We start from the raw sequence: 21,818 nt of genomic DNA, 5'->3' as shown, positions 1-21,818 counted from the left end.
CCTGCCCCGCACGGCTGCCGCGCGCGGCGCTGCCTAGGATTCGCGGTGTGGCCTCTCAACCGCTTCACCCGCTGATCGCCCCGAGTATCCTGTCCGCCGACTTCGCCCGTCTCGGCGAGGAGGTCGCGGCCGTCGCCCGCGACGGTGAGACCCGAGCCGACTGGGTCCACGTCGACGTGATGGACAACCACTTCGTCCCGAACCTCACGCTCGGCCTTCCCGTCGTCGAGTCGCTGCAGAAGGTCAGCGACGTCCCGCTCGACTGCCACCTCATGATCGACAACCCGGACAAGTGGGCACCGGGTTACGCCGAGGCGGGTGCGTACAACGTCACCGTGCACGCCGAGGCGGCCCACGATCCGGTGATGCTGGCGAAGAACCTGCGCGCCGCCGGGGCGAAGGCGGGCCTGTCGGTCAAGCCGGGCACGCCGCTGGAGGACCACCTCGAGGTCCTCAAGCACTACGACACACTGCTGGTCATGTCGGTCGAACCGGGCTTCGGCGGCCAGTCGTTCATCCCGGACGTGCTGGAGAAGGTGCGCACGGCGCGCCGTCTCGTCGACACCGGCCACCTCACGCTCCTCGTCGAGATCGACGGCGGCATCAACGCGAGCACGATCGAGCAGGCCGCCGAGGCCGGTGTCGACTGCTTCGTGGCCGGATCCGCCGTGTACGGCGCCGACGACCCCGGCAGGGCCGTCGCGGCGCTGCGTGACCAGGCTGCCGGCGCGCGTTCGGCGCACTGACGTGCCCGCCGGATCGGCCGGCCGCGACGCCGCGACCGGTGACGCCGTGACGGACGCGGCCGTGGCGGCGATGACGGCGGCCCTCGCGCTGAGCGAGGACGTGCGGGGCACGACGAGCCCCAACCCACCGGTCGGGGCGGTGATCGTCGACGCAGCGGGCGAGGTCGCGGGCACGGGCGCGACCCAGCCGCCGGGCGGGCCACACGCCGAGGTGATGGCCCTGCGCGAGGCGGGGGAGCGGGCGCGCGGCGGCACCGCGTACGTGACGCTCGAACCGTGTGCCCACCGGGGCAGGACGCCGCCGTGTGCGGAGGCGCTGCGCGACGCCGGCGTCGCCGCGGTGCGGTATGCGGTCGCCGACCCGAACCCGCCCGCGGCGGGCGGTGCCGACGTACTGCGCGCAGCGGGTGTGGACGTGACGGCCGGGCTGCTGGCCGACGAGGTCGCGGGCGGGCCGCTGCGGGCGTGGCTGCACTGGCTGCGCACCGGCAGGCCGCACGTCACCTGGAAGTACGCCGCCACGCTCGACGGCCGCGTCGCGGCGGCCGACGGCACGAGCCGGTGGATCTCCGGCCCGGAGTCCCGCGCCGAGGTGCACCGCATCCGCGCGGCTGCCGACGCTGTGGTCGCGGGCACCGGCACGGTCCTGGCCGACGACGCGTGGCTCACCGTCCGCGGCGCCGACGGTGATCTCGCCGGCCGGCAGCCCCTGCGCGTCGTCGTCGGCGCGCGGGAAATACCCGACACCGCCCGCGTGTTGGACGACGCGGCTCCGACGCTGCACCTGCGCACCCGTGATCCGCGCGAGGTGCTGGCCGGACTGGCCGAGCGCGGTGCGGTCGACGTGCTGCTCGAAGGCGGGCCGACCCTGGCGGGGGCGTTCGCCGGAGCGGGCATGATCGACCGGATCGTGGGATACCTCGCGCCTGCGCTGCTCGGGGCGGGGCCGACGGCACTCGGCCCCGCGGGCGTGTCGACCATCACCGAAGCCCACCGGTGGCGTGTCGAAGGGGTCACCATGAGTGGGGACGACGTGCGGATCACGGCCGTACCGGCCGCCGGTGAAGGAGGACCCTGACGTGTTCACGGGCATCGTGGAGGAACTCGGCGAGATCACGGCCGTCGAGGAGAGCGGTGGCGCGGCGCGGCTGCGCGTCCGCGGTCCGGTGGTGACCGGCGATGCGCGCCACGGGGACTCGATCGCGGTGAACGGCGTGTGCCTGACGGTCGTCGAGGTCGACGGGGACGAGTTCACGGTCGACGTCGTGCACGAGACGCTCGAGCGCACCAGCCTGGCCAAGGCCGATGCGGGACGGCAGGTGAATCTCGAGCGGGCGATGGCCGCGGGCGGCCGGTTCGGCGGCCACGTCATGCAGGGCCACGTCGACGGCACCGGGGTGTTCCTGCACCGCGACTCCGACGATCTGACCCACTTCGCGTTCCCGCCGCAGCTCGGCCGTTACATCGTGGAGAAGGGCTCCATCGCGATCGACGGGGTGTCGCTGACGGTCGCGAGCGTCGCGCCCGAGGAACTGACCATCGCGCTCATTCCGACGACGCTGTCGCTGACCACGCTCGGCCGCACCGAACCGGGCGACGTCGTGAACCTCGAGGTGGACGTCCTCGCCAAGTACGTCGAGAAGCAGACCGCCGGTGGAGCGCCGTCACTTCCGGTGGACAATGGCGGTGGCAAGGAGGACGGGTGAGCATGACAGAGACGTCAGAGGCGTCAGGGGCGTCGCAGGCGGGGACGCCGGCCGGGTTCGACTTCGAGTCGATCGAGCTGGCCATCCAGGACATCGCCGACGGCAAGGCGGTCGTCGTCGTGGACGACGAGGACCGCGAGAACGAGGGCGATCTGATCTTCGCCGCGGAGAAGGTGACGCCGGAGCTGCTGGCGTTCATGGTGCGGTACACGTCGGGCTACGTGTGCGTGTCGCTGACCGGTGAGGACTGTGAGCGGCTCGACCTGCCGCCGATGTTCCACACCAACCAGGACGTGCGCGGCACGGCGTACACGGTCACGGTCGACGCGGGCGAGGGCATCGGCACGGGCATCTCCGCCACCGACCGGGCGCACACGATCTCGCTGCTCGCTGACCCGTCGACCGGGCCGAAGGACTTCAAGCGCCCGGGACACGTCGTCCCGCTGCGCGCCAAGGACGGTGGCGTGCTGCGCCGGCCCGGCCACACGGAGGCGGGCGTCGACCTCGCGCGGCTGGCGGGTCTCGCTCCGGCGGGCGTGCTGTGCGAGATCGTGTCGCAGAAGAACGACGGCGACATGGCCAAGCGGGACGAGCTCGAGGTGTTCGCCGCCGACCACGACCTGCGGCTGATCACGATCGCGGACCTGATCGCCTACCGCAGGCGCATGGAGAAGCAGGTCGAACGGGTCGCCGAGGCGCGGATCCCGCTCGCGGCGGGCACGTTCCGCGCGATCGGCTACGACAGCCTGCTCGACGGCATCGAGCACGTCGCGTTCGTCTACGGCGAGATCGGCGACGGTGAGGACGTGCTCGTGCGGGTGCACTCCGAATGCCTCACCGGCGACGTGTTCGGCTCGCTGCGCTGCGACTGCGGCCCGCAGCTGCAGGCGGCGCTCCACGCCGTCGCGTCCGAGGGTCGCGGCGTCGTGCTCTACATCCGCGGTCACGAGGGCCGTGGCATCGGGCTGCTGCACAAGCTGCAGGCGTACCAGCTGCAGGACGACGGGGCCGACACGGTCGACGCGAACCTGCAGCTCGGTGTTCCGGCCGACGCACGCGACTACGGCACGGGCGCACAGATCCTCACCGACATCGGGGTGCGGTCGATGCGCCTGCTGACCAACAATCCGACCAAGCGGGTCGGGCTGGAAGGCTACGGCCTGCGCGTGACGGGCCGGGTGGCACTGCCGGTGTCGCCGAACCCGGAGAACCTGCGGTACCTGCAGACCAAGCGCGACCGCATGGGCCACGAGCTGGCGCAACTGGAGAACGCGGACGACGTCGGTGCGGGCCTGGCCGAGTTCGGCCCGGCCGGGACCGGCGCCGCCGGCACGGGAACGGAAGACGGTGGGGTGGCGCCGTGAGTGGCGAAGGACGCCCGGACGAGGACACCGGGGAACTGCGCGAGTGCGAGAACCTGCGGCTCGCGGTCGTGGCCACCCGCTGGCACACGACGATCACCGACAGCCTGCTGGAGAACGCGCTGCAGACGGCGTCGGAGGTGAACCTGGCCGATGAACCGACGGTCGTGCGCGTGGCGGGCGCGGTGGAGCTGCCCGTCGTGGCGCAGGCACTGGCCAGGGGACACGACGCGGTCGTGGCGCTCGGCGTGGTGATTCGCGGCGGCACCCCGCACTTCGAGTACGTGTGCGACGCCGTGACGGCGGGACTGACGCGCGTGGCGCTCGACGAGTCGACGCCCGTCGGCAACGGGGTACTGACGTGTGAGACCGAGCAGCAGGCGCTGGACCGCGCCGGACTGGCCGACTCGGTGGAGAACAAGGGACGGGAGGCCACCGTCGCCGCGCTGACCACGGCGGGCGTGCTGCGTGGCCTGCGCCAGCCGTGGACCGAACGGGGCTTCGTGTGAACGCGGGTGACCAGATGACCGCAGACTCCGGCAACGGCGTGACCGGCGACGACGTGGTCGTGGCCCGGCCGCGGCGGACCGCGTGGATGGGCATCGCCCTCGGTGTCGCACTGCTGGCCGTGTTCACGGTCGTGGCCGTGTTGCTGCGCGGATCCGACAGCGGGGCGATCTTCCACCTCAGCGACCAGATCGCGATGGTGTTCGTGGGTCTGTTGCTGGGGCTGGCGTGCGCGTCGTTCGGCACACCCAAGGTGCGCGCCGACTCCCGCGGGATCGACGTGCGCAACGTCGGCACCACCCGGCATTTCGACTGGGATCAGGTGCTGTCGGTGAGTTTTCCCGACGGTGCCTCGTTCGCCCGCCTGGAACTGCCCGACGACGAGTACTACCCGTTGCTGGCTGTCCAGGCCGTCGACCGGCACCGCGCCGTGACGGCCGTACGCGGGCTGCGCCGACTGCACCGAAACGCCTGGGAGGACTGACCCGCGGCGGGCCGCCCGTGGGGCGACCGGCCGCGGGGACGACCCGCCGGGGTCAGAGTTCGACGTCGACCACGACGGGTGCGTGGTCGGACGGGCTCTTGCCCTTGCGTTCCTCACGGTCGACGTAGGCGTCCGTGACGGCGCCGGCGAACGCGGCGTCGGCGTGGACCAGGTCGATCCGCATGCCCTTGTTCTTGGGGAACGCGAGCTGGCGGTAGTCCCAGTAGGTGTACGGGTGGTCGTACTTCAGCGGCCGGGGCACGACGTCGGTCAGGCCGGCGTCCCGCAGCGTGGCGAGGGCTTTGCGCTCGGGCTCGGTAACGTGCGTCGATTCGGCGAACAGGGCGATGTCCCACACGTCGTCGTCGGTGGGGGCGATGTTGAAGTCGCCGAGGACGGCCAGCGGCCGGGCCGGATCCGCCGCGCTGTCGGCCACGACGGTGTCGTGCAGGGCGGCGAGCCAGTCGAGTTTGTAGTCGTAGTGCGCGTGGCCGGGTTCGCGGCCGTTGGGGACGTACACCGACCAGACGCGCACGCCACCGCACGTGGCACCGACCGCGCGGGGCTCGACGGCGTCGTCGTAGGCGGGCTGGCGGGGCAGATCGCGCACGACGTCGTCGAGGCCGACCTTGGACAGGATCGCCACGCCGTTCCAGCGGCCGGTGCCGTGGGAGGCGACGTCGTAGCCGAGCTCGCGCACCTGCTCGGCGGGGAACGCGTCGTCGGTGCACTTGAGTTCCTGCAGGCACAGCACGTCCGGCCGGGCCGAGTCGAGCCAGGCGAGCAGCCGGGGGAGGCGGGCGGTGACCGAGTTGACGTTCCAGGTGGCGATCCGCATGCGGGCAGCCTCGCACAACGAGATAAACGTATAACGACCTATACGGCATCGCCGTGGTCATCGCCTCGCTTTCTCTCTCCCCTCTCGCTCGCGTCGAAAAAGCCGCTCGGACGAAGGGAGCGGCGGCCCCGGGCGGGTCGTCACCGGGTACCGGTCCGGCGGCGGCCCGGGACGTCGCCGCGGGTGTCGCCGGCTACAGGGCCAACAGGCCCGCCACCACCTCGTCGACCCGGTTCGCCACGACGTGGGGACGTTCGGCCAGGGGAGTGAGGCCGCCTTCGAGCCGCGAGGCGAACCCCGCCAGCAGTCCGGCCTTCACCGCACCGTGCGTGTCCCACGAGTGCACGGCCACCAGTGCGGTGTCGCCGGGTGCGGCTCCGGCCTGTTCGCACGCCCAGTGATACACGCGTGCAGGCGGTTTGAACGAGTGCAGGGCCTCGGTGGACAGGACACCGCGCACCTTACCGCTCGACCCGTGTCTGTCGAGAATGGACTCGAGAACGCCTGCGCCGCCGTGGGTGAAGCCGTAGGCGGGCACGTCCGCCTCGGCGAGCAGCGTGAACGCGGTTTCCGCCTCGGGATGCAGTGGCAGGTCCGCGAAGCCGTCGAGAATGTGGGCGATCGCGTTGTCGCTCAGCGTGTGCCCGGACGTGATCGCCAGCTGTGCCGCCGCGATCGTACGGAACGGCGGTGCGTCGCCGGCGAGCGTGTAGGCCATGCCGTCGCGCAGGGTGCGCGCGAAGAACAGCTCCAGTTCGTGTCCCGGCCTGCCGGCCTCGACGAACCGCTCGCGCAGCGGCTCCAGCTGCACGAGTGTCTCGAACACGTCGAACAGCACGACCGACGGCCGCCTCGGCGCAGCGCGTGTCATGCCGGCCAGCGTACGTCGCGGGAACGGGCCGGGCATCCGGTTCGGCCCGCGTTCGGGTTCCGACGTTCGGCCCGCGTTCGGGCCGGGAGCGCGGGCCCGACGTTCGGGTCACGCCGACGCGTGGCCCCTGACCAGGGTGTCGGCGGTCCGCCATACAGTGGTGACCGTGGCTGACCCGTCGACCTACCGGCCCGCGCCCGGCAGCATTCCGGACGAACCGGGTGTGTACAAGTTCCGCGACGACCGTCGCCGCGTCATCTACGTCGGCAAGGCGAAAAGCCTGCGCAGCAGGCTGAACTCGTACTTCGCCGACCTCGCGGGACTGCACCCGCGCACCCGGCAGATGGTCACCACGGCCGCGAACGTCGAATGGACCGTGGTCTCCACGGAGGTCGAGGCGCTCCAGCTCGAATACAACTGGATCAAGGAGTTCGACCCGCGGTTCAACGTCCGCTACCGCGACGACAAGAGCTACCCGGTCCTGGCGGTGACGCTGCACGAGGAGTTCCCGCGGCTGCACGTCTACCGCGGTCCGCGGAAGAAGGGCGTGCGGTACTTCGGCCCGTACGCCCACGCGTGGGCCATCCGCGAGACGCTCGACCTGCTGCTCCGCGTGTTCCCGGCCCGTACCTGCTCGAACGGGGTGTTCCGGCGGCACGCTCAGATCGGCAGGCCCTGTCTGCTCGGCTACATCGACAAGTGCTCCGCTCCGTGCGTCGGCCGGGTCACAGCCGACGAGCACCGCGCGATCGTCGACGATTTCTGCGACTTCCTCGCCGGCAGCACCGACAAGATGGTGCGCAGGCTCGAGAAGGCGATGGCGGAGGCCTCGGACGAGCTGGAGTTCGAACGCGCCGCGCGACTGCGCGACGATCTCTCCGCACTGCGCCGGGCGATGGAGAAGCAGGCGGTCGTGTTGGGCGACGGCACCGACGCCGACGTCGTCGCGTTCGCCCACGACGAGCTGGAGGCGGCCGTCCAGATCTTCCACGTCCGCGGCGGCAGGGTGCGCGGGCAGCGCGGCTGGGTCATCGACAAGGTAGAGGAGATGGACGTCGCAGCGCTGGTCGAACAGTTCCTCAGCCAGTTCTACGCCGAACAGCTCGACCTGGCCCGTGAGGCGCCGGGTGGCGGCGGGCCGACGGTGCCGCGCGAGGTGCTGGTGCCCGAACTGCCCGCGGACGCCGAGGCCATGACCGACTGGCTGTCGGAGCTGCGGGGTTCGCGGGTTCGCCTGCGGGTGCCGCAGCGCGGTGACAAACGTGCGCTCGCCGACACGGTGGAGCGGAACGCGAAGGAGGCGTTCGCGCAGCACAAACTCCGCAGGGCGGGGGACCTCACCGCGCGGTCGGCGGCGCTGCAGGAGCTGCAGGAACACCTCGCCCTCGACACGGCGCCGCTGCGGATCGAATGCGTCGACATCAGCCACACGCAGGGCACCGACGTCGTCGCATCGCTGGTCGTGTTCGAGGACGGCGTGCCGCGCAAGAACGAGTACCGCAGGTTCGCGTTGCGAGAGGCCGCCGACGAGGGCGATGTCGCCGCGATCGCCGAGGTCGTGCGGCGCCGCTTCGCCCGCTACCTCAAGGAGACCGCAGGCAACGGCGAGGCGTACGGCGGCGGCGAGGCATCCGGCGACGCGGCAGGCGCGGACGCGGCAGGCGGCGCCGGCGGGAACGCGGGCCCACCGGCGGAGCTCGCCACCGGTGCCGTGTCCGGGGACTCCGACGGCCCGCCGGGGATCGACCCGGAGACGGGCAAGCCGAAGAAGTTCGCCTACCCGCCGAACCTGCTGGTCGTCGACGGTGCCGGACCTCAGGCGACCGCGGCGGCCGACGTACTCGCCGAACTCGGCATCACCGACGTGGCCGTCGTCGGCCTGGCGAAACGCCTCGAAGAGGTCTGGCTGCCGTCCGACGACGAGCCGGTCATCCTGCCGAGGACCTCGGACGCGCTGTACCTTCTGCAGCGGGTGCGCGACGAGGCACACCGGTTCGCCGTCCGGTATCACCGGGAGAAGCGCGGTAAACGGGTGCAGGCCTCCGAGCTGGACGGCGTGCCGGGACTCGGGCAGACGAGGAAGTCGGCCCTGATCAAGCACTTCGGTTCGGTGAAGAAGCTCAAGCAGGCCAGCGTCGACGACATCGCGCAGGTGCCGGGCTTCGGGAAGCGGACCGCCGAGGCCGTGCACACGGCGCTCGCAGGGGGACAGAGTACGGAGCGAGGGGAGTCAGACCAGTGAACAGTGCCGCAGCCGACAGAGCCGATGCGGCCGACGAGGACGGCCGGGGCTCGGGCATGGAGGTCGCGGTCGTCACCGGGTTGTCCGGGGCGGGCAGGAGCACGGCGGCGAAATGCCTGGAGGACCTGGGCTGGTTCGTCGTGGACAACCTGCCGCCGGAACTGATCTCGACCATGGTCGAGCTCGGTGCGCAGTCGAGGGGGGCGATCACGAAGGTCGCGGTCGTGATGGACGTGCGCTCGCGGGCGTTCACCGACGATCTGGCCTCGGTCATCAAGGGTCTGGACATGCGGGGGTACAAACCGCGGGTCCTGTTCCTCGAAGCGACCGACGCGGTCCTGATCCGGCGGTTCGACCAGGTGCGGCGGGGACACCCGATGCAGGGCGACGGCAGGCTCGTCGACGGCATCGGCGCCGAGCGGGCACTGCTGGAACCACTGCGTGCCGAGGCGGACCTGCTGCTGGACACCTCGTCGCTGTCGGTGCACGACCTGCGCGCCAAGATCGAGGACGCGTTCGGCAGCGAGGCGTCGGCGCAAACCCGGGTGACGGTGCTCTCGTTCGGCTACAAGTACGGTCTGCCGATGGACTCCGACCTCGTGATGGACGTGCGGTTCCTGCCGAACCCGTTCTGGATCCCCGAGCTGCGGGACAACAGCGGCCTGGACACCGAGGTGCGCAACTACGTGCTCGGTCAGGAGGGTGCGGAGGAGTTCCTCGACCGCTACCAGGACCTGCTCCGGCTGATCGGTGCCGGCTACAAGCGTGAGGGCAAGCGCTACCTGACGCTCGCGATCGGCTGCACCGGTGGTAAGCACCGCAGCGTGGCGATCTCGGAGGAACTCGCGAACCGGTTGTCCAAAGAGGATGGCACGGCCGTGAAGGTGGTGCACCGGGACCTGGGCCGGGAGTGAACACGGAGATGCGCGCGGTCGCCCTGGGCGGGGGTCACGGTCTGCACGCCACGTTGACGGCGTTGCGGCGGCTCACCGACGACGTCACGGCGGTCGTCACGGTCGCCGACGACGGCGGATCCTCGGGCAGGCTGCGCCGCGAGCTCGGCCTCCTGCCACCGGGCGACCTGCGGAAGGCCCTGGCCGCACTGGCCGCGGCGGACGACGGTGGCGCGCGGTGGGCCGACGTGTTCCAGCACCGGTTCGGCGGCAGCGGTGCGCTGACGGGGCACGCGGTCGGCAACCTGCTGCTGGCCGGGTTGTTCGAGGTGCTCGGTGATCCGGTCGCCGGGCTCGACGAGGCGGCCCGGCTGCTCGGCGTCTCCGGTCGAGTGCTGCCGATGTCGACCGACCCGCTCGACATCGAGGCCGAGGTCACCGGCCTCGAACCCGACGGGGCGGTGAGCCGTATCCGCGGGCAGGTCGCCGTCGCCAGCACCCCGGGGCAGGTCCAGCGCATCACCCTGCACAGCGTGGTGCCTGCCGACAGCCCGGGAGCGGGTGCCGGCGTGACGCCCGCGGTGACGCCGCCGCAGGCGTGCCGGGAGGCCGTCGAGGCCGTGCTGTCCGCCGACGTGGTGTTCCTCGGTCCCGGATCGTGGTTCACGAGCGTGCTGCCGCACCTGCTCGTGCCCGAGCTGCACGACGCGCTCGTGAAGACGTCCGCGACGAAGATCGTCATTCTCAACCTGGTGCCGCAGCCGGGGGAGACGGCGGGCTTCTCACCCGAACAGCACCTGGACGTACTCTTCCAGCACGCTCCCCGGCTCGGGGTGGACGCCGTGATCGCCGACCGCGACTCGGTGCCGACGCCGGCGCGGCTGCATTCGGCGGCCGCGGCGCTGGGCGGGCGTGCGCATCTGGCGTCGATCGCCACCCCCGGAGCGGTGGGGCGGCACGATCCGGATGCGCTGGCCGGTTGTGTGCGAGACGCGCTCGGTGCGACGAGTGCGAAGGAGGGGCTCTCATGGCGATGACCGCTGCGGTCAAGGACGAACTCAGCCGGCTCGAGCTGACCAAGGTGAGCCCACGGCGGTCCGAGGTGGCGGCCATGCTGCGGTTCGCGGGCGGACTGCACATCGTGGCGGGCCGGGTCGTCGTCGAAGCGGAGCTCGACACCGGCTCGGTGGCCCGCAGGCTCCGCAAAGAGGTTCACGAGCTGTACGGGCATCAGGCCGAGGTGCACATGATCACCTCGGGTGGGCTGCGCAAGGGCAACCGCTACGTGGTGCGCGTGGTCAAGGACGGGGAAGGGCTCGCGAGGCAGACCGGCCTGATCGATCAGCGAGGGCGCCCGGTGCGCGGACTGCCTGCGCCCGTGGTGTCGGGCGGGATCGCCGACGCCGAGGCGGCCTGGCGCGGGGCCTTCCTGGCGCACGGCTCGCTGACCGAACCGGGGCGCTCGTCGTCGCTCGAGGTCACCTGCCCCGGGCCGGAGGCGGCACTGGCGCTCGTCGGCGCGGCCCGCAGGCTCGGCATCCAGGCCAAGTCGAGGGAGGTGCGGGGAGCCGACCGGGTCGTGGTCAGGGACGGCGACGCCATCGGCGCGCTGCTGACCCGCCTGGGTGCACATTCGAGCGTGCTGGCGTGGGAGGAGCGGCGCATGCGCCGTGAGGTGCGCGCGACCGCGAACCGCCTCGCCAACTTCGACGACGCCAACCTGCGCCGGTCGGCACGGGCCGCCGTGGCCGCGGCCGCGCGGGTGGAGCGGGCCATGGAGATCCTCGGCGAGGACGCCCCCGACCACCTGCTCACCGCGGGCAGGCTGCGGGTGTCCAACCGGCAGGCCTCACTCGAAGAACTCGGCCAGCTCTCCGACCCGCCGATGACGAAGGACGCCGTCGCGGGCCGGATCCGCAGGCTCCTCGCCATGGCGGATAAGAAGGCGGCCGATCTGGGTATCCCCGACACGGAGTCGGCCGTGACCGCGGAGATGCTCGACGAGGAAGTGTGAATTCGGTGACGTTACCCGGGCCCCGCGACGACCGTGATCTCGTAACGTAGCGGTTGCACGGTCGCGCTACGGCCGGAAACGCGGCGCCCCGACGCTCGGGGGCGAACGGTTCGTACCTCATCCCGGGAATCCGCCTGCCGCGGAACACGATCGGGTTCGACGAAAGGGGGCATCACGTGCACGCGACCGGGACCGGCGCCGACAGCACCGAACTGGCCGTCTCGCCCGAACTCGGGACGTGGCTGGAACACCGCTCCGGACGAGCAGGCGACTGGACGGCGGCGGACCTCGTGGCCGCCAAACGCGGGCGCACCGTGAGCGTGGTCATCCCGGCCAGGGACGAGGAGGAGACGGTCGGTGCGATCGTGCGGACGATCCGTGCCGCGCTCGTCGAGCGGGACCCGCTCGTCGACGAGATCCTCGTCGTCGACTCGCACTCGCAGGACGCGACGGCCCACGTCGCCGCGGAGGCGGGTGCCGCCGTGGTCGCGCAGGACGACGTGCTGCCCACGCTGCCGCAACACCGTGGCAAGGGAGAGGCGCTGTGGAAGGGCCTCGCGGCCACCAGCGGCGACCTGGTGGTGTTCGTCGACGGCGACCTCTACGACTTCACCGCCGGTTACGTGACCGGACTGCTGGGCCCGCTGCTGACGCGCTCGGACGTCGACTACGTGAAGGGCTTCTACCACCGTCCCCTCGCCGGGGAAGGGGGCCGCGAGGTCGACGGCGGCGGCCGCGTCACCGAGCTGGTCGCGCGGCCGCTGCTGAACATGTTCTGGCCGGAACTGTCCGGGTTCGTGCAGCCGTTGGCGGGCGAGTACGCGGGCAGGCGTGCGGTCCTGGAAGCCATTCCGTTCGTCACGCACTACGGCGTCGAGGTCGGTCATCTCATCGACCTGGTCGAATGGCGAGGACTCGATGCGCTGGCACAGGTGGATCTGGGCGTCCGCACGCACCGGCACCAGACCACGCAGGCGCTGGGCCGCATGTCCGCGCAGATCATCCTGACGATGCTGGACCGGTTGAAACGGTACGGCAGGCTGTCGATGGCGGTACCGCCTGCGACGTTGCTGGCCCAGTTCCAGCGCAGCGTGGCGGGCCCGGACACCGGTGTCGAACGGGACCTGGTGCTGACCGATCTGACCCTCGAGGAGCGCGATCCGCTCGCGGGCGTCGTCCACGACACCGGCGACGGTGCGGACTCCGGCACGGCGCCTGCCGTGTCGGAATCCGGCCGTGCCCTGCGCAGGACGGCCTGACCCGCGGGCCGGATGACCGGCTCCCGAGCTCCGGACACACCAGTGGGTCGGCGGCACGCCCGGGGGCCTGCACGAGACACCGGGGCCGGGTTGCTAGCTTCCTGACGTGCTCGCTCCCGCGCTGTTGAAGCGCCGTGCTCTCGACCTCGGCCGCCACCACTGGCTCTTCCTCGTCGTGTTCGTCGCCGGCCTCGGGCTGCGCGCCGCCGCGTGGCTGGCGTACCCGCCCGCGTTGCTGTACGGCGACTCGTTCCGCTACCTCGACAACGTCGGCACCCACAACCCGACGGGTCTGCACCCGATCGGCTACGACCTGTTCGTCCTCGAACCGGTGCTCGCGGTCGGCGGACTGGGACTCGTGTCGTTCCTGCAGCACGTCGCGGGACTGGCCTGCGGTATCGCGCTCTACGCACTGGCACGCCGGCTGGGCGTGCGCCGGAACTGGCTGGCCGCGCTGGCCGCGGCACCGGTCCTGCTCGACGCCTACGAGGTGCAGATCGAGCAGATGATCATGTCGGACGTCTGGTTCCAGGTCATCCTGGTCGCGCTGCTGTGGCTGCTGCTCGGCACGAAGCGCGGTGGACAGCCGCCGGTGTGGGCGACGGCCGTGGCGGGTGTGCTGTTCGGCGTCGCCGTCGTGTTCCGCATGGTCGCGTTGCCGCTCGCGCTGCCCGCCGTGGTGTTCCTGCTCATCGCGGGTGGTGTCTGGCGGCGCTGGGGCACGTGGGCGGCGTGGCGGACGATTCTGGTCAGGGTTGCCACGCTGCTGCTGCCGTTCGCCCTCGTCGTCGTGGGCTACGGCGCGTACTACGCGAGCTGGGCCGGCCACTTCGCGCTGAGCCCGTCGACCGGCAACGTGCTCTACGCCCGCGGTGCCGTCGTGGCCGACTGCCAGAACCTGGAGCTCTCGGAGCGGCTGCGCACGGCGTGCCCCGACGAGCCGCTGGGCGAGCGGCTCGGCAGCGACCAGTACGCGCACATGGGCGCCAACGCCGAGTGGCGAGCGCAGTGGCCGGAGGGCACGAACATCGTCGCGATCCAGCAGGACTTCGGCAAGGAGGTCATCCGGCAGCAGCCGTTCGACGTCGCCGTCGCCGTCATGACCGACTTCCTCAAGGGCTTCCGGGGCTGGCGGGTCGACACGCCGGGTGACGTGTCGGTCACACGGTGGCACTTCCAGCCGACGTACCAGTTCTACAACCACGAGGAGAAGAGCCGGGAGTACGCACTCCGTTACAGCGGCGAGGAACCGGAGTCCCGGCCGACGCTGGGGCGGGCGCTGCGCTGGTACCAGCTGTTCGGCGGCTTCACCCCGGGCAACGTGCTGGGCGTGGCGCTGCTGCTCGCACTGGCCGCCGGGTTCGGGGTGACCCGCAGGGCGCGGGCCAGTGGCCTGCGGTCGGCGATGCTGTTGCCCGCGGGCATGGCGCTCGTGTCACTCGGCGGTGCCGCGGCGTTCGAGTTCTCGTGGCGCTATCAGCTGCCCGGCATCACGCTGCTGCCGCTGGCGGGCGTGCTCGCACTGACGGCGCTGCTGTGGCACCGGAAGCGGCGTGACGAGGGACCGGTCGGCGCGCCTGCGCCCGACGACGGGCCCGGTCACGGCGCCGGGCAGTGGCATCCCGGCGGCAACGGCCGGGTCGGTCCGGGTGACGGAAGCGGCAACGCGGCCGCGAACGGCAACGGCGCCGTGGACGGCGACGGTGCGGCCGGCGGCAACGGCAACGGCAACGGTCACCGTGAACCGGTGCACGGGGCATCCGGCGAGCCAGGAGGCCCGTCCCCTGCGGGCGGGACCGGCCGTGGCGGCGCTCCAGCCGACAACACTCCAGCCGACGACACTCCCGCAGGCGACGTTCCCGCGGACACCGGCTCCGACCGGGGCGATCCTCCGTCTCCGGAGCGGTCCTCGCCGGTCGGGTAGGCGGCGGCGTTCGGTGGGCACCGGGGCCACGGTTCCCCGCCCGGAACCGTGCGGCCCGGCTGCCTTAACCTCACACCGTGCGAGCTGACGAGACGACCGCCGACGCCGACGAGGGGCTCGCGCGCCGGCTGAAGGCACTCGCGTGCACCGCGCCGCTGCACGACCTGGACGCCCGCAAGTCCAAGCTCGACTGGGCCGACGCGACCGTCTACCAGATGGCGGAGATCGGGCTCCACACGATCGACCAGGTCACGATCGCGATGGACTTCGACACCGGCGCCGACCACCAGCAGGTCACCCGCAGGCTGTTGCCGTTCATCGCGGCCCAGGCACCGGATCGCACGGCCGACGAGCACGCGCGCGTGGCGCGATGGGTGCTCGACAACCTGATCAACGTCGGCACCACCGACCGCGGGTTCCGCCGCGTGTACGGGGCCGTCGACGCCGACGGGGCGTACCGGCGGCGTGCGTTCGACTTCAAGCTGCTCGTCGAGCTGGCCGCATCGGACGGTGAGGTCTACCTCCGCGCGACCGACGAGGCGATCAACGTGCTCGTCGGTGCGCTGGACACCGACGTCGAATCGGCCCACGTCGCCGCCGAGGTCAAACTCGAGAACCTGATCACGCGCGGCAGGCTCGCCGACGCGAAGCTCGCCGCGGAGCAGGCGCGCTACCGCACCGTCCAGTACGGCGAGATCCTGCGCGCCAAGCTCGACGCGACTCGTCGTGACGTGCGTTCGGTCGACTGGGAGCGCGAACTGCCCGAACTGCTCGACTCCGCGCTGACGCACATCGAGTCCCGGTTCCGCGCGGAGACGGCGATCCTGAAGAACATCACGGCAGCCAGGGACGAGGCGGAGGATCCCGACCACAAGCGCCGTGCCGCCGAGCTCGTCGACATCGTGGCGGACTGCATTCGCAGGCACACCCAGCTGCAGAACCGGTTGCAGGCGGCGGGCGCCGTGTTCCGCGCCGAGCAGGACCGGCAGCAGTTCTCCGGACCCGCCCAGCGCTCCGCGGTCGACGTGTTCGGGCAGTTGCTCACGCCGACCCTGGACCTGCCGTTGTCCGATGCCCTCGCGCCGGTCGAGGCCTACTTCCGCGCCGGGGCCGGCACCACGGTGCCGAGCGTGCCGTCACTGCCGTCGCTGGTGTCGCTGCTGCTGCGGCCCGCACCGGAACGCGACCACGTGGTCGGTGAGGTACCCGATCCGGAGCTGCAACCGGCCGACGACGTCGACGCGTTCACCGACGACCAGTGGCGGCAGGCCGATGCGCTGCTGGATCTGCCCGAGGTGCCGCGGCGGCTCTCGGGTCTGCTGGAGGAGGCCCGCACCGCCGATCCGGCGGTCGCGCGGCTGGTCGCACTGCGCGCCGTGCACGCGTACGGCCCCGAGGTCGGCGGCGCGCTGCGGCAGTCGCAGCAGTCGGTGCTGCTGGCCGTCGACGACGGCGCCGAGCTGGACGACCCCGAGATCGGCGGTGCCGACCTGTTGCTGATGTCCGCGGCCGTCGACGGCGACCCCGGCGACCCCGGCGACCCCCGTGGCGAAGAGACCGGTGGCGACACCGGCACCGGAGCCGGTGGACTCGCCGGTGGCGGCGAGGACCCGGTGGCGACCGACGCCGACGGCGTGGAGCGCGCGCCCGACCTGTTCGACGACACCGAGTCCATCGAGGAGGCTGCACTGTGAGCACGGGACATGCGTCGGCCGACGCCGAGGCGGCGGCGCGACTGCTCGCGTTCGGCATGCGGCCCAAGCTCGTGCCGGGACGGGACGTGGTCTACGCCGACCTGGTGCGTCGCTACGGCGAGGACAGCGCGTTCAAACAGCTCACCCACGCCGTGGCCGCCGGGCTGGGCCTGATGGTGCTCGAGGTGAACGCACAGGCCGGTGCGGTGCTGGCCGCCACGGACGAGTCGGTCTTCGAGATCAAGATGGACAGCTACGCGCGGCAGTCGAAGATCAGGGAACGGCGCGACACGGAGAAGGTCCTGCACGGGCTCATCCACCTGGCGACGGCGGCGCTGGGCTATCCGCGGCCCGACGACCTGGCCAACGACACCTACATCGGCAGGGTGAGCGTCGAGCAGGTGGACGGGGTCGTGCGGGAGGCGTGCCGGATCCTCGACGAACGGGCCGCGGCGAACACCGATCCGCTCGCCGACGCGCCCGAGCTGGAACAGGCGTGGCGCGCGTACGCGCGCAGGCCCGCCACCGCGGCGACCAAGGACGGCAGGCTCGCCCCGGACACCACGCGCGGGATGGTGACGCGGGCGCTACGGTTCCTGGCCGAGCAGGGATTCCTCGTCGCGGTGAGTTCCGAGCAGGGCGGGACGTACCGGACGACACCGCGTTACCAGGTGCAGGTGCGCGAGCTGGCGGCCGACGCCGCGTTCGACGAGCTGCTCGCACTCGGGGTCGTCGCGGTTCCGGGGGACGGTTCGACGCTCAGGGCGTCGGCCACCGACACGCTGTAGGGGAGTGGATGTACGAGCTGTCGCGGGTGCGCCTGCACTCGGTGGGCCCGAGTGGCGCGCGGTACCAGGACGTCGTGCTGGACTTCTCCGGCGTCGGGGACGTGGTGGCCACGCCGACGCAGGACGCGCTGTTCGGTGCGGGGATCCACCACGCCGAGGCCGGGCCGCCGCGCCGCCCGTCACCGGCGAGTGTGTTGTTCCTGGAGAACGGCGGCGGGAAGTCGGTGCTGATCAAGCTGATCTTCTCGGTCATGCTGCCGGGCAGGCGGCAGGTCGTCGGCACGACCAACACGCGGGTGCTGGAGAAGTTCGTCGGGTCGAAGGACGTCGCGCACGTCGTGCTCGAATGGCAGCACGTCGAGACCGGCGAGCGGCTGATCACCGGCAAGGTCTCCGAGTGGCGCGGCCACGTGTCGTCGTCGGACCCGGCCAACCTGGTCGACTCGTGGTACTGCTTCCGTCCCGGCGCCGACGTCGGCCTGGAGTCACTGCCGCTGACCGCCGAGGGCAAACTGCTGACCGTGTCCGGTTTCCACGGCCGGATGACGTCGCTGCACGGGGATGTGCCGGAACTGCAGCTGTTCTGGACCCGCAGGCACCACGAGTGGACCGAGCGGCTCGACCAGCTCGGCCTGGACACCGAGCTGTTCCGCTATCAGCGCGCCATGAACGCGGGCGAGGGCGAGGCGGCGGACGCGTTCGCGTTCAACACCGACGAGGCGTTCGTCGAGTTCCTGCTGCGTGCGGTGATCACCGAGGACGAGCCGAAGGACCTCGCCGACGTCGTGGTCACCTACGCGGACAATCTCGCCCAGCGCGGCGAGCTGATGACCGAGCGGGACTTCGTGGCCGGTGCCCTGGATGCGCTCACCCCGCTGATCGACGAGGAGAAGCTCGCGGCCGCGGCGAGGAAACTCGCCGGCGAAGCCCGCGCGGAGCTCGAGACGCTCGCCGGTGACGTGGCGGGCAGGAACGCCGCCGAGGCCGAACGACTCGACACGCTGACCGCGCACGCGCAGGAGGTCGCCGACGCCGAACGGCTCGCCGAGGGCGACCACCGGCGCAAGCAGGCCGTACTGACCGAACTGCGCAGGCAGGTCGCCGCGATGTTGCGGGACGAGGCGCAGACCGAGTCCGAACGCATCGACGCCGAACTCGCGGAGGCGAAGACCGTCGCCGAGGCGTGGCGGGAGACCGGGACCGTGCTGACGCACCTGGGCGCCACCCGGAAGGCCGCCGACATCCGCGAGCTCGTCGGCAGCAGGGAGGAGAAGGCGCGGCCCGCGCTGGAGGCGAAGAACGCCGCGGCGACGGCGCTGGCGCGGGGGCTGCTCGGGTTGGCGCAGGAGGCCGGGCAGCAGGCCGACGAGGCCGACCGGCAGGCCACGGACCTGCAGGCCGAGGCAGAGGACGCACAGCGGGAACGGGACGAGGCCACCTCGACGGCCGCGAACCGGCGTGCCGAGGCCGACGGGCTGACCGCTCGGCTGGAGGAGGTGCGGACGGAGATCGCGCAGGCGACCGCCGACGGGCTGGTGAGCCACGGGGCCGACGTCGCCGAGGCGGCACGGACGGCCGTGGCCGAGGGGGAGGAGGCCACCGCGGAGCTGGCCCGCAGGGAAGCCGAGCTGGAGCGGGTGGCCGAGGAGCTCGGCGCCGCCCAGACCGCCGCGCACGAGGCGCAGCGGGAGACGGCGAGTGCGCGCGACCGTGCCCAGTGGGCCGCCGAGGAACTCACGCGCGCGCATCGCCGCACCGACGCGCTCGCCGCCGAGCCGCGGCTGGCCGAGCTGCTCGGCACCGACACCGTCACGCTGGAGACCGACACGCCGGCGGTGCTGGAACGGCTCGCCGAGGCACGCGGTGAGGCCGAACGCGAGCAGACGACGCTGCGGATGGAGGAGTCGCGGGACGAACGCGCGCTGGGCGCACTCGGCTCGGGCGGCCTGTTGCCCGCGCCCGAGGAGCTGCAGGCCGCGCTCGAGGTCCTCGAACAGGCGGGAATCACGGCGTGGTCGGGGTGGCGCTATCTGTCCACGCTCGACGCGTCGACGCGTGCCGGCGCCGTGCAGCGGGCTCCGCAGCTGGTGTCGGGCGTGCTGCTCAACGACCCGGCGCAGCTCGGCCGTGCCCAGGAGGTGCTGACGGAGCATCGCCTCCTGCCGGGCGCCGCCATCGCCGTCGGCACGACCGCGGCGTTGGCCGACCGCGAGCTCGGTGAGGCACCCGGCGTCGCGTTCCTCGTCCCGCCGAACCCGGCGATGTACGACGAGGACGCCGCCGACGCGGAACGCGAGGCCATCAGCCGCCGCCAGCACGACCGTCAGCGCAGGCTCGCCGACCTGGAGGAGTCGATCGGCCGGGACGCCGCGCTGACCTGGAAGCTCACCGCCTGGCGCGAGGACTACCCGCCCGGAAGCATCGCCGTGCTGGCCGAGCGCGCCCAGGAGGCCGAGACAGCACGGGAGACGGCCGAGCGGGGCGCCGAGGAGGCCGAACAGACCGCCGCACGGCTCACCGAGAAGCGCGACGGGCTGCGGGACCGGATACCGGCGTTGCGGACCGAGGCCCGGCGTGCGGAGGACGCTGCGCGCACCCTCGACGAGCTCGCCGGCCGGGCGGGCCGGATGGCGCAGTGGACCGAGGAGGCACAGCGGGCCACGGAGGCGGCCTCGCTCGCCGAACAGCGGGCCGGGGACGCCGCGGCACGGGCGGCCCGGCTGCGGGACCAGGTGGCGGAACACCGGCGCACGGCCGACGGCCACCGGCGCACCGCGACCACCGCACGCGGCGAGCTGGCGGAGGTGCCCGGCGGCGGGTCGGTGGCTGCCGACGAGCCGGTGCCCGGCGAACCGGTCGACGCCCTGCGCCGGGCGTTCACGTCGGCGGCCGAGGCCTACGCCCGGGTCGAGGTGGGTGGTGACCTGCGGGCCGAACTCGAGCAGGCCGAGACCGCCGAATCGGCGGCCAGGGCGGCGCTGGAGAACCTCGACGAGGACGTGCGCGCCCGCGCGGCCGAACTCCTCGACACGCCCGACGGCTCGGACTCGTCGGCCCGCGCCGCTGCGCAGGCGCGCGCGGCGCGGGCCGTGGAGACCCTGGAGGCCGAACGCACCGAGGTGATCGGCAGGCTCGCCACCAGGAAGGCGGAACTGGAACAGCTGCCGTCGCCGTCGGGGCCGCTGGACACGCTCACCCGCCCGCGCGACGTCGACCACGGCCGTGAGCTCATCGACGAGGCCGCCGACGAGGTGTCGGCCGCCGCGCGGGAGTGGGAGGAGCTGCGGCAGCGGCATGCGGCCGCGCAGGCATCGGCCGACGCCGCGAAGCAGAGCGCGTCCGGGTTCCGGTTGCTGGCCGAGTCGCTCGCGCCGTACGTGCCGGCGGGGGAGCCCGCACGGGCGTTCGACGGTGACGTGGAGGAGGCGCAGGCGCGCGCGACCGAACTCACCGGACGGCTCACCGCGGCGCAGCAGCAGGTCGACGAGGCCGCGGCGCGGGTGAGGGCCGCCGCCGACACGCTGGCCCAGTACGCCACGGAGAAGCGGTTCGAGCAGCTGGACACGCCGGTGCGGCAGCAGGTCGTGTCGGTTCGCCGCGACAGCCTGCCCGAGCACGCCGAGGAGTGGGCCGAGGCGCTACGACCGCGACTGCGGACGCTCACGGACGACCTCGCGCAGATCGACCGTCACCGCTCCGGCATCGTCACGCGGCTGCAGAGCATGGTCGAGGGCGCGATCCGCACGCTGCGCTCGGCGCAGCGGGTGTCGCGCCTGCCCGACGGTCTCGGCGACTGGTCCGGTCAGGAGTTCCTCCGCGTCCGGTTCACCGAGCTCGACGACGCCGACCTGGCCACGGCCCTCGGCGAGGTCGTCGACGAGGCTGCCGCGGGCAAGACCGCCGACGGCAGGGACGTCAAACGCGACGGGCTGTCGCTGCTGCTGCGCGGGGTGCGCGCGGCGGTGCCGAAGGGCTTCCGCGTGGACATGCTCAAACCCGACTCGGTCCTGCGTACCGAACGCCAACGGGTTTCGGAGATCCGCGACGTGTTCTCCGGTGGTCAGCAGCTCACCGCGGCGATCATCCTGTACTGCACCCTCGCGGCGCTGCGCGCCAACAACCGCGGTCGGATGCGGAATCCGCACTCGGGTGTGCTGTTCCTCGACAATCCGATCGGCCGGGCCTCGGCGGGTTATCTGCTGGAGCTGCAGCGCGCCGTGGCGAGCGCACTGGGCGTGCAGCTCGTCTACACGACCGGGCTGTTCGACGCGGGGGCGCTGGCGGAGTTCCCGCTGATCGTGCGGCTGCGCAACGACGCCGACCTGCGTGCGGGCCGCAAGTACCTGTCGGTCGACGCGACGATGCGCAGCCGACTGGACGAGTTGCCCGACCCCGACGGCACGGCCCGGCTGACCTCGACCCGGGTGTACACGAAGTCGGCCGCGGGCTGAGCCGCGGGCCGGTTCCCGTCGGGGACTGCTGGTAGACACG

The 21,818-nt window shown here is 72.3% G+C and carries 17 protein-coding genes; 15 read left to right on the top strand and 2 right to left on the bottom strand.

The window, feature by feature from the left end:
• Window positions 1–71: 71 nt before the first annotated feature.
• The 6 genes from rpe to LY12_RS08940 all read left to right on the top strand — a co-directional run bounded on the left by rpe (window position 72) and on the right by LY12_RS08940 (window position 4,804).
• Entirely contained in the window at window positions 72–746 is a 675-nt protein-coding gene (rpe, locus tag LY12_RS08965; RefSeq protein ID WP_253855018.1) for a ribulose-phosphate 3-epimerase, read from the top strand.
• A gap of 70 nt (window positions 747–816) precedes the next feature.
• Window positions 817–1,824: a bifunctional diaminohydroxyphosphoribosylaminopyrimidine deaminase/5-amino-6-(5-phosphoribosylamino)uracil reductase RibD gene (gene ribD / locus LY12_RS08960; RefSeq protein ID WP_253855017.1), complete on the top strand. Its 1,008-nt coding sequence runs from the start codon at window positions 817–819 to the stop codon at window positions 1,822–1,824.
• 1 nt (window position 1,825) lies between these two features.
• Entirely contained in the window at window positions 1,826–2,452 is a 627-nt protein-coding gene (locus LY12_RS08955) for a riboflavin synthase (protein ID WP_253854745.1), read from the top strand.
• A 2-nt stretch (window positions 2,453–2,454) separates the two neighbouring features.
• Window positions 2,455–3,816, top strand: a complete 1,362-nt coding sequence (locus LY12_RS08950; protein WP_253854744.1) for a bifunctional 3,4-dihydroxy-2-butanone-4-phosphate synthase/GTP cyclohydrolase II — start codon at window positions 2,455–2,457, stop codon at window positions 3,814–3,816.
• The gene (ribH, locus tag LY12_RS08945) at window positions 3,813–4,322 is read left to right on the top strand and encodes a 6,7-dimethyl-8-ribityllumazine synthase (RefSeq protein WP_253854743.1); all 510 of its coding nucleotides are present in this window, start codon (window positions 3,813–3,815) and stop codon (window positions 4,320–4,322) included. Before LY12_RS08950 ends, ribH begins: the two co-directional genes overlap by 4 nt.
• 14 nt (window positions 4,323–4,336) lie before the next feature.
• Window positions 4,337–4,804 (top strand): PH domain-containing protein, encoded by a 468-nt coding sequence (locus tag LY12_RS08940; protein ID WP_253854742.1) that lies wholly within the window; start codon window positions 4,337–4,339, stop codon window positions 4,802–4,804.
• A 52-nt stretch (window positions 4,805–4,856) separates the two neighbouring features.
• On the opposite strand, the gene LY12_RS08935 is transcribed toward LY12_RS08940, so the two are convergent.
• Together LY12_RS08935 and LY12_RS08930 are read right to left on the bottom strand one after the other, a co-directional pair.
• Window positions 4,857–5,642 (bottom strand): exodeoxyribonuclease III, encoded by a 786-nt coding sequence (locus tag LY12_RS08935; protein WP_253854741.1) that lies wholly within the window; start codon window positions 5,640–5,642, stop codon window positions 4,857–4,859.
• Window positions 5,643–5,835: 193 nt separating this feature from the next.
• Window positions 5,836–6,513, bottom strand: a complete 678-nt coding sequence (locus LY12_RS08930) for an HAD family hydrolase (RefSeq protein WP_253854739.1) — start codon at window positions 6,511–6,513, stop codon at window positions 5,836–5,838.
• A gap of 166 nt (window positions 6,514–6,679) precedes the next feature.
• Between LY12_RS08930 and uvrC the strand changes: the two genes are divergently transcribed.
• The 9 genes from uvrC (at window position 6,680) to LY12_RS08885 (ending at window position 21,778) form a co-directional block, all read left to right on the top strand.
• On the top strand, window positions 6,680–8,755 hold the full coding sequence (gene uvrC / locus LY12_RS08925) for an excinuclease ABC subunit UvrC (RefSeq protein ID WP_253854737.1): 2,076 nt from the start codon (window positions 6,680–6,682) through the stop codon (window positions 8,753–8,755).
• A gap of 56 nt (window positions 8,756–8,811) precedes the next feature.
• Entirely contained in the window at window positions 8,812–9,669 is an 858-nt protein-coding gene (rapZ, locus tag LY12_RS08920) for an RNase adapter RapZ (RefSeq protein ID WP_253855016.1), read from the top strand.
• A gap of 8 nt (window positions 9,670–9,677) precedes the next feature.
• On the top strand, window positions 9,678–10,685 hold the full coding sequence (locus LY12_RS08915) for a gluconeogenesis factor YvcK family protein (protein WP_253854735.1): 1,008 nt from the start codon (window positions 9,678–9,680) through the stop codon (window positions 10,683–10,685).
• Window positions 10,676–11,662: a DNA-binding protein WhiA gene (gene whiA, locus LY12_RS08910; RefSeq protein WP_183786988.1), complete on the top strand. Its 987-nt coding sequence runs from the start codon at window positions 10,676–10,678 to the stop codon at window positions 11,660–11,662. The genes LY12_RS08915 and whiA overlap by 10 nt, the downstream gene beginning before the upstream one ends.
• 176 nt (window positions 11,663–11,838) lie before the next feature.
• Window positions 11,839–12,921 carry a glucosyl-3-phosphoglycerate synthase gene (locus tag LY12_RS08905; RefSeq protein ID WP_372493467.1) on the top strand — a complete coding sequence of 361 codons (1,083 nt, stop codon included), beginning with the start codon at window positions 11,839–11,841 and terminating at the stop codon, window positions 12,919–12,921.
• A gap of 106 nt (window positions 12,922–13,027) precedes the next feature.
• Entirely contained in the window at window positions 13,028–14,845 is a 1,818-nt protein-coding gene (locus tag LY12_RS08900; protein WP_253854733.1) for a hypothetical protein, read from the top strand.
• A gap of 77 nt (window positions 14,846–14,922) precedes the next feature.
• Window positions 14,923–16,539 carry a hypothetical protein gene (locus LY12_RS08895; protein WP_253854731.1) on the top strand — a complete coding sequence of 539 codons (1,617 nt, stop codon included), beginning with the start codon at window positions 14,923–14,925 and terminating at the stop codon, window positions 16,537–16,539.
• Window positions 16,540–16,595: 56 nt separating this feature from the next.
• A complete protein-coding gene (locus LY12_RS08890) occupies window positions 16,596–17,327 on the top strand; it encodes a hypothetical protein (RefSeq protein WP_301302467.1) in 732 nt (243 codons plus the stop codon).
• 8 nt (window positions 17,328–17,335) lie between these two features.
• Window positions 17,336–21,778 carry a coiled-coil domain-containing protein gene (locus LY12_RS08885; RefSeq protein WP_253854727.1) on the top strand — a complete coding sequence of 1,481 codons (4,443 nt, stop codon included), beginning with the start codon at window positions 17,336–17,338 and terminating at the stop codon, window positions 21,776–21,778.
• Window positions 21,779–21,818: the final 40 nt, after the last annotated feature.

This window comes from Prauserella alba, from assembly GCF_024171735.1.
In the GTDB taxonomy this organism is placed as follows: Bacteria; Actinomycetota; Actinomycetes; order Mycobacteriales; family Pseudonocardiaceae; genus Prauserella; species Prauserella alba.
Note: the sequence above shows the minus strand (reverse complement) of the source record. Positions and strands in the feature narration are given on the sequence as shown.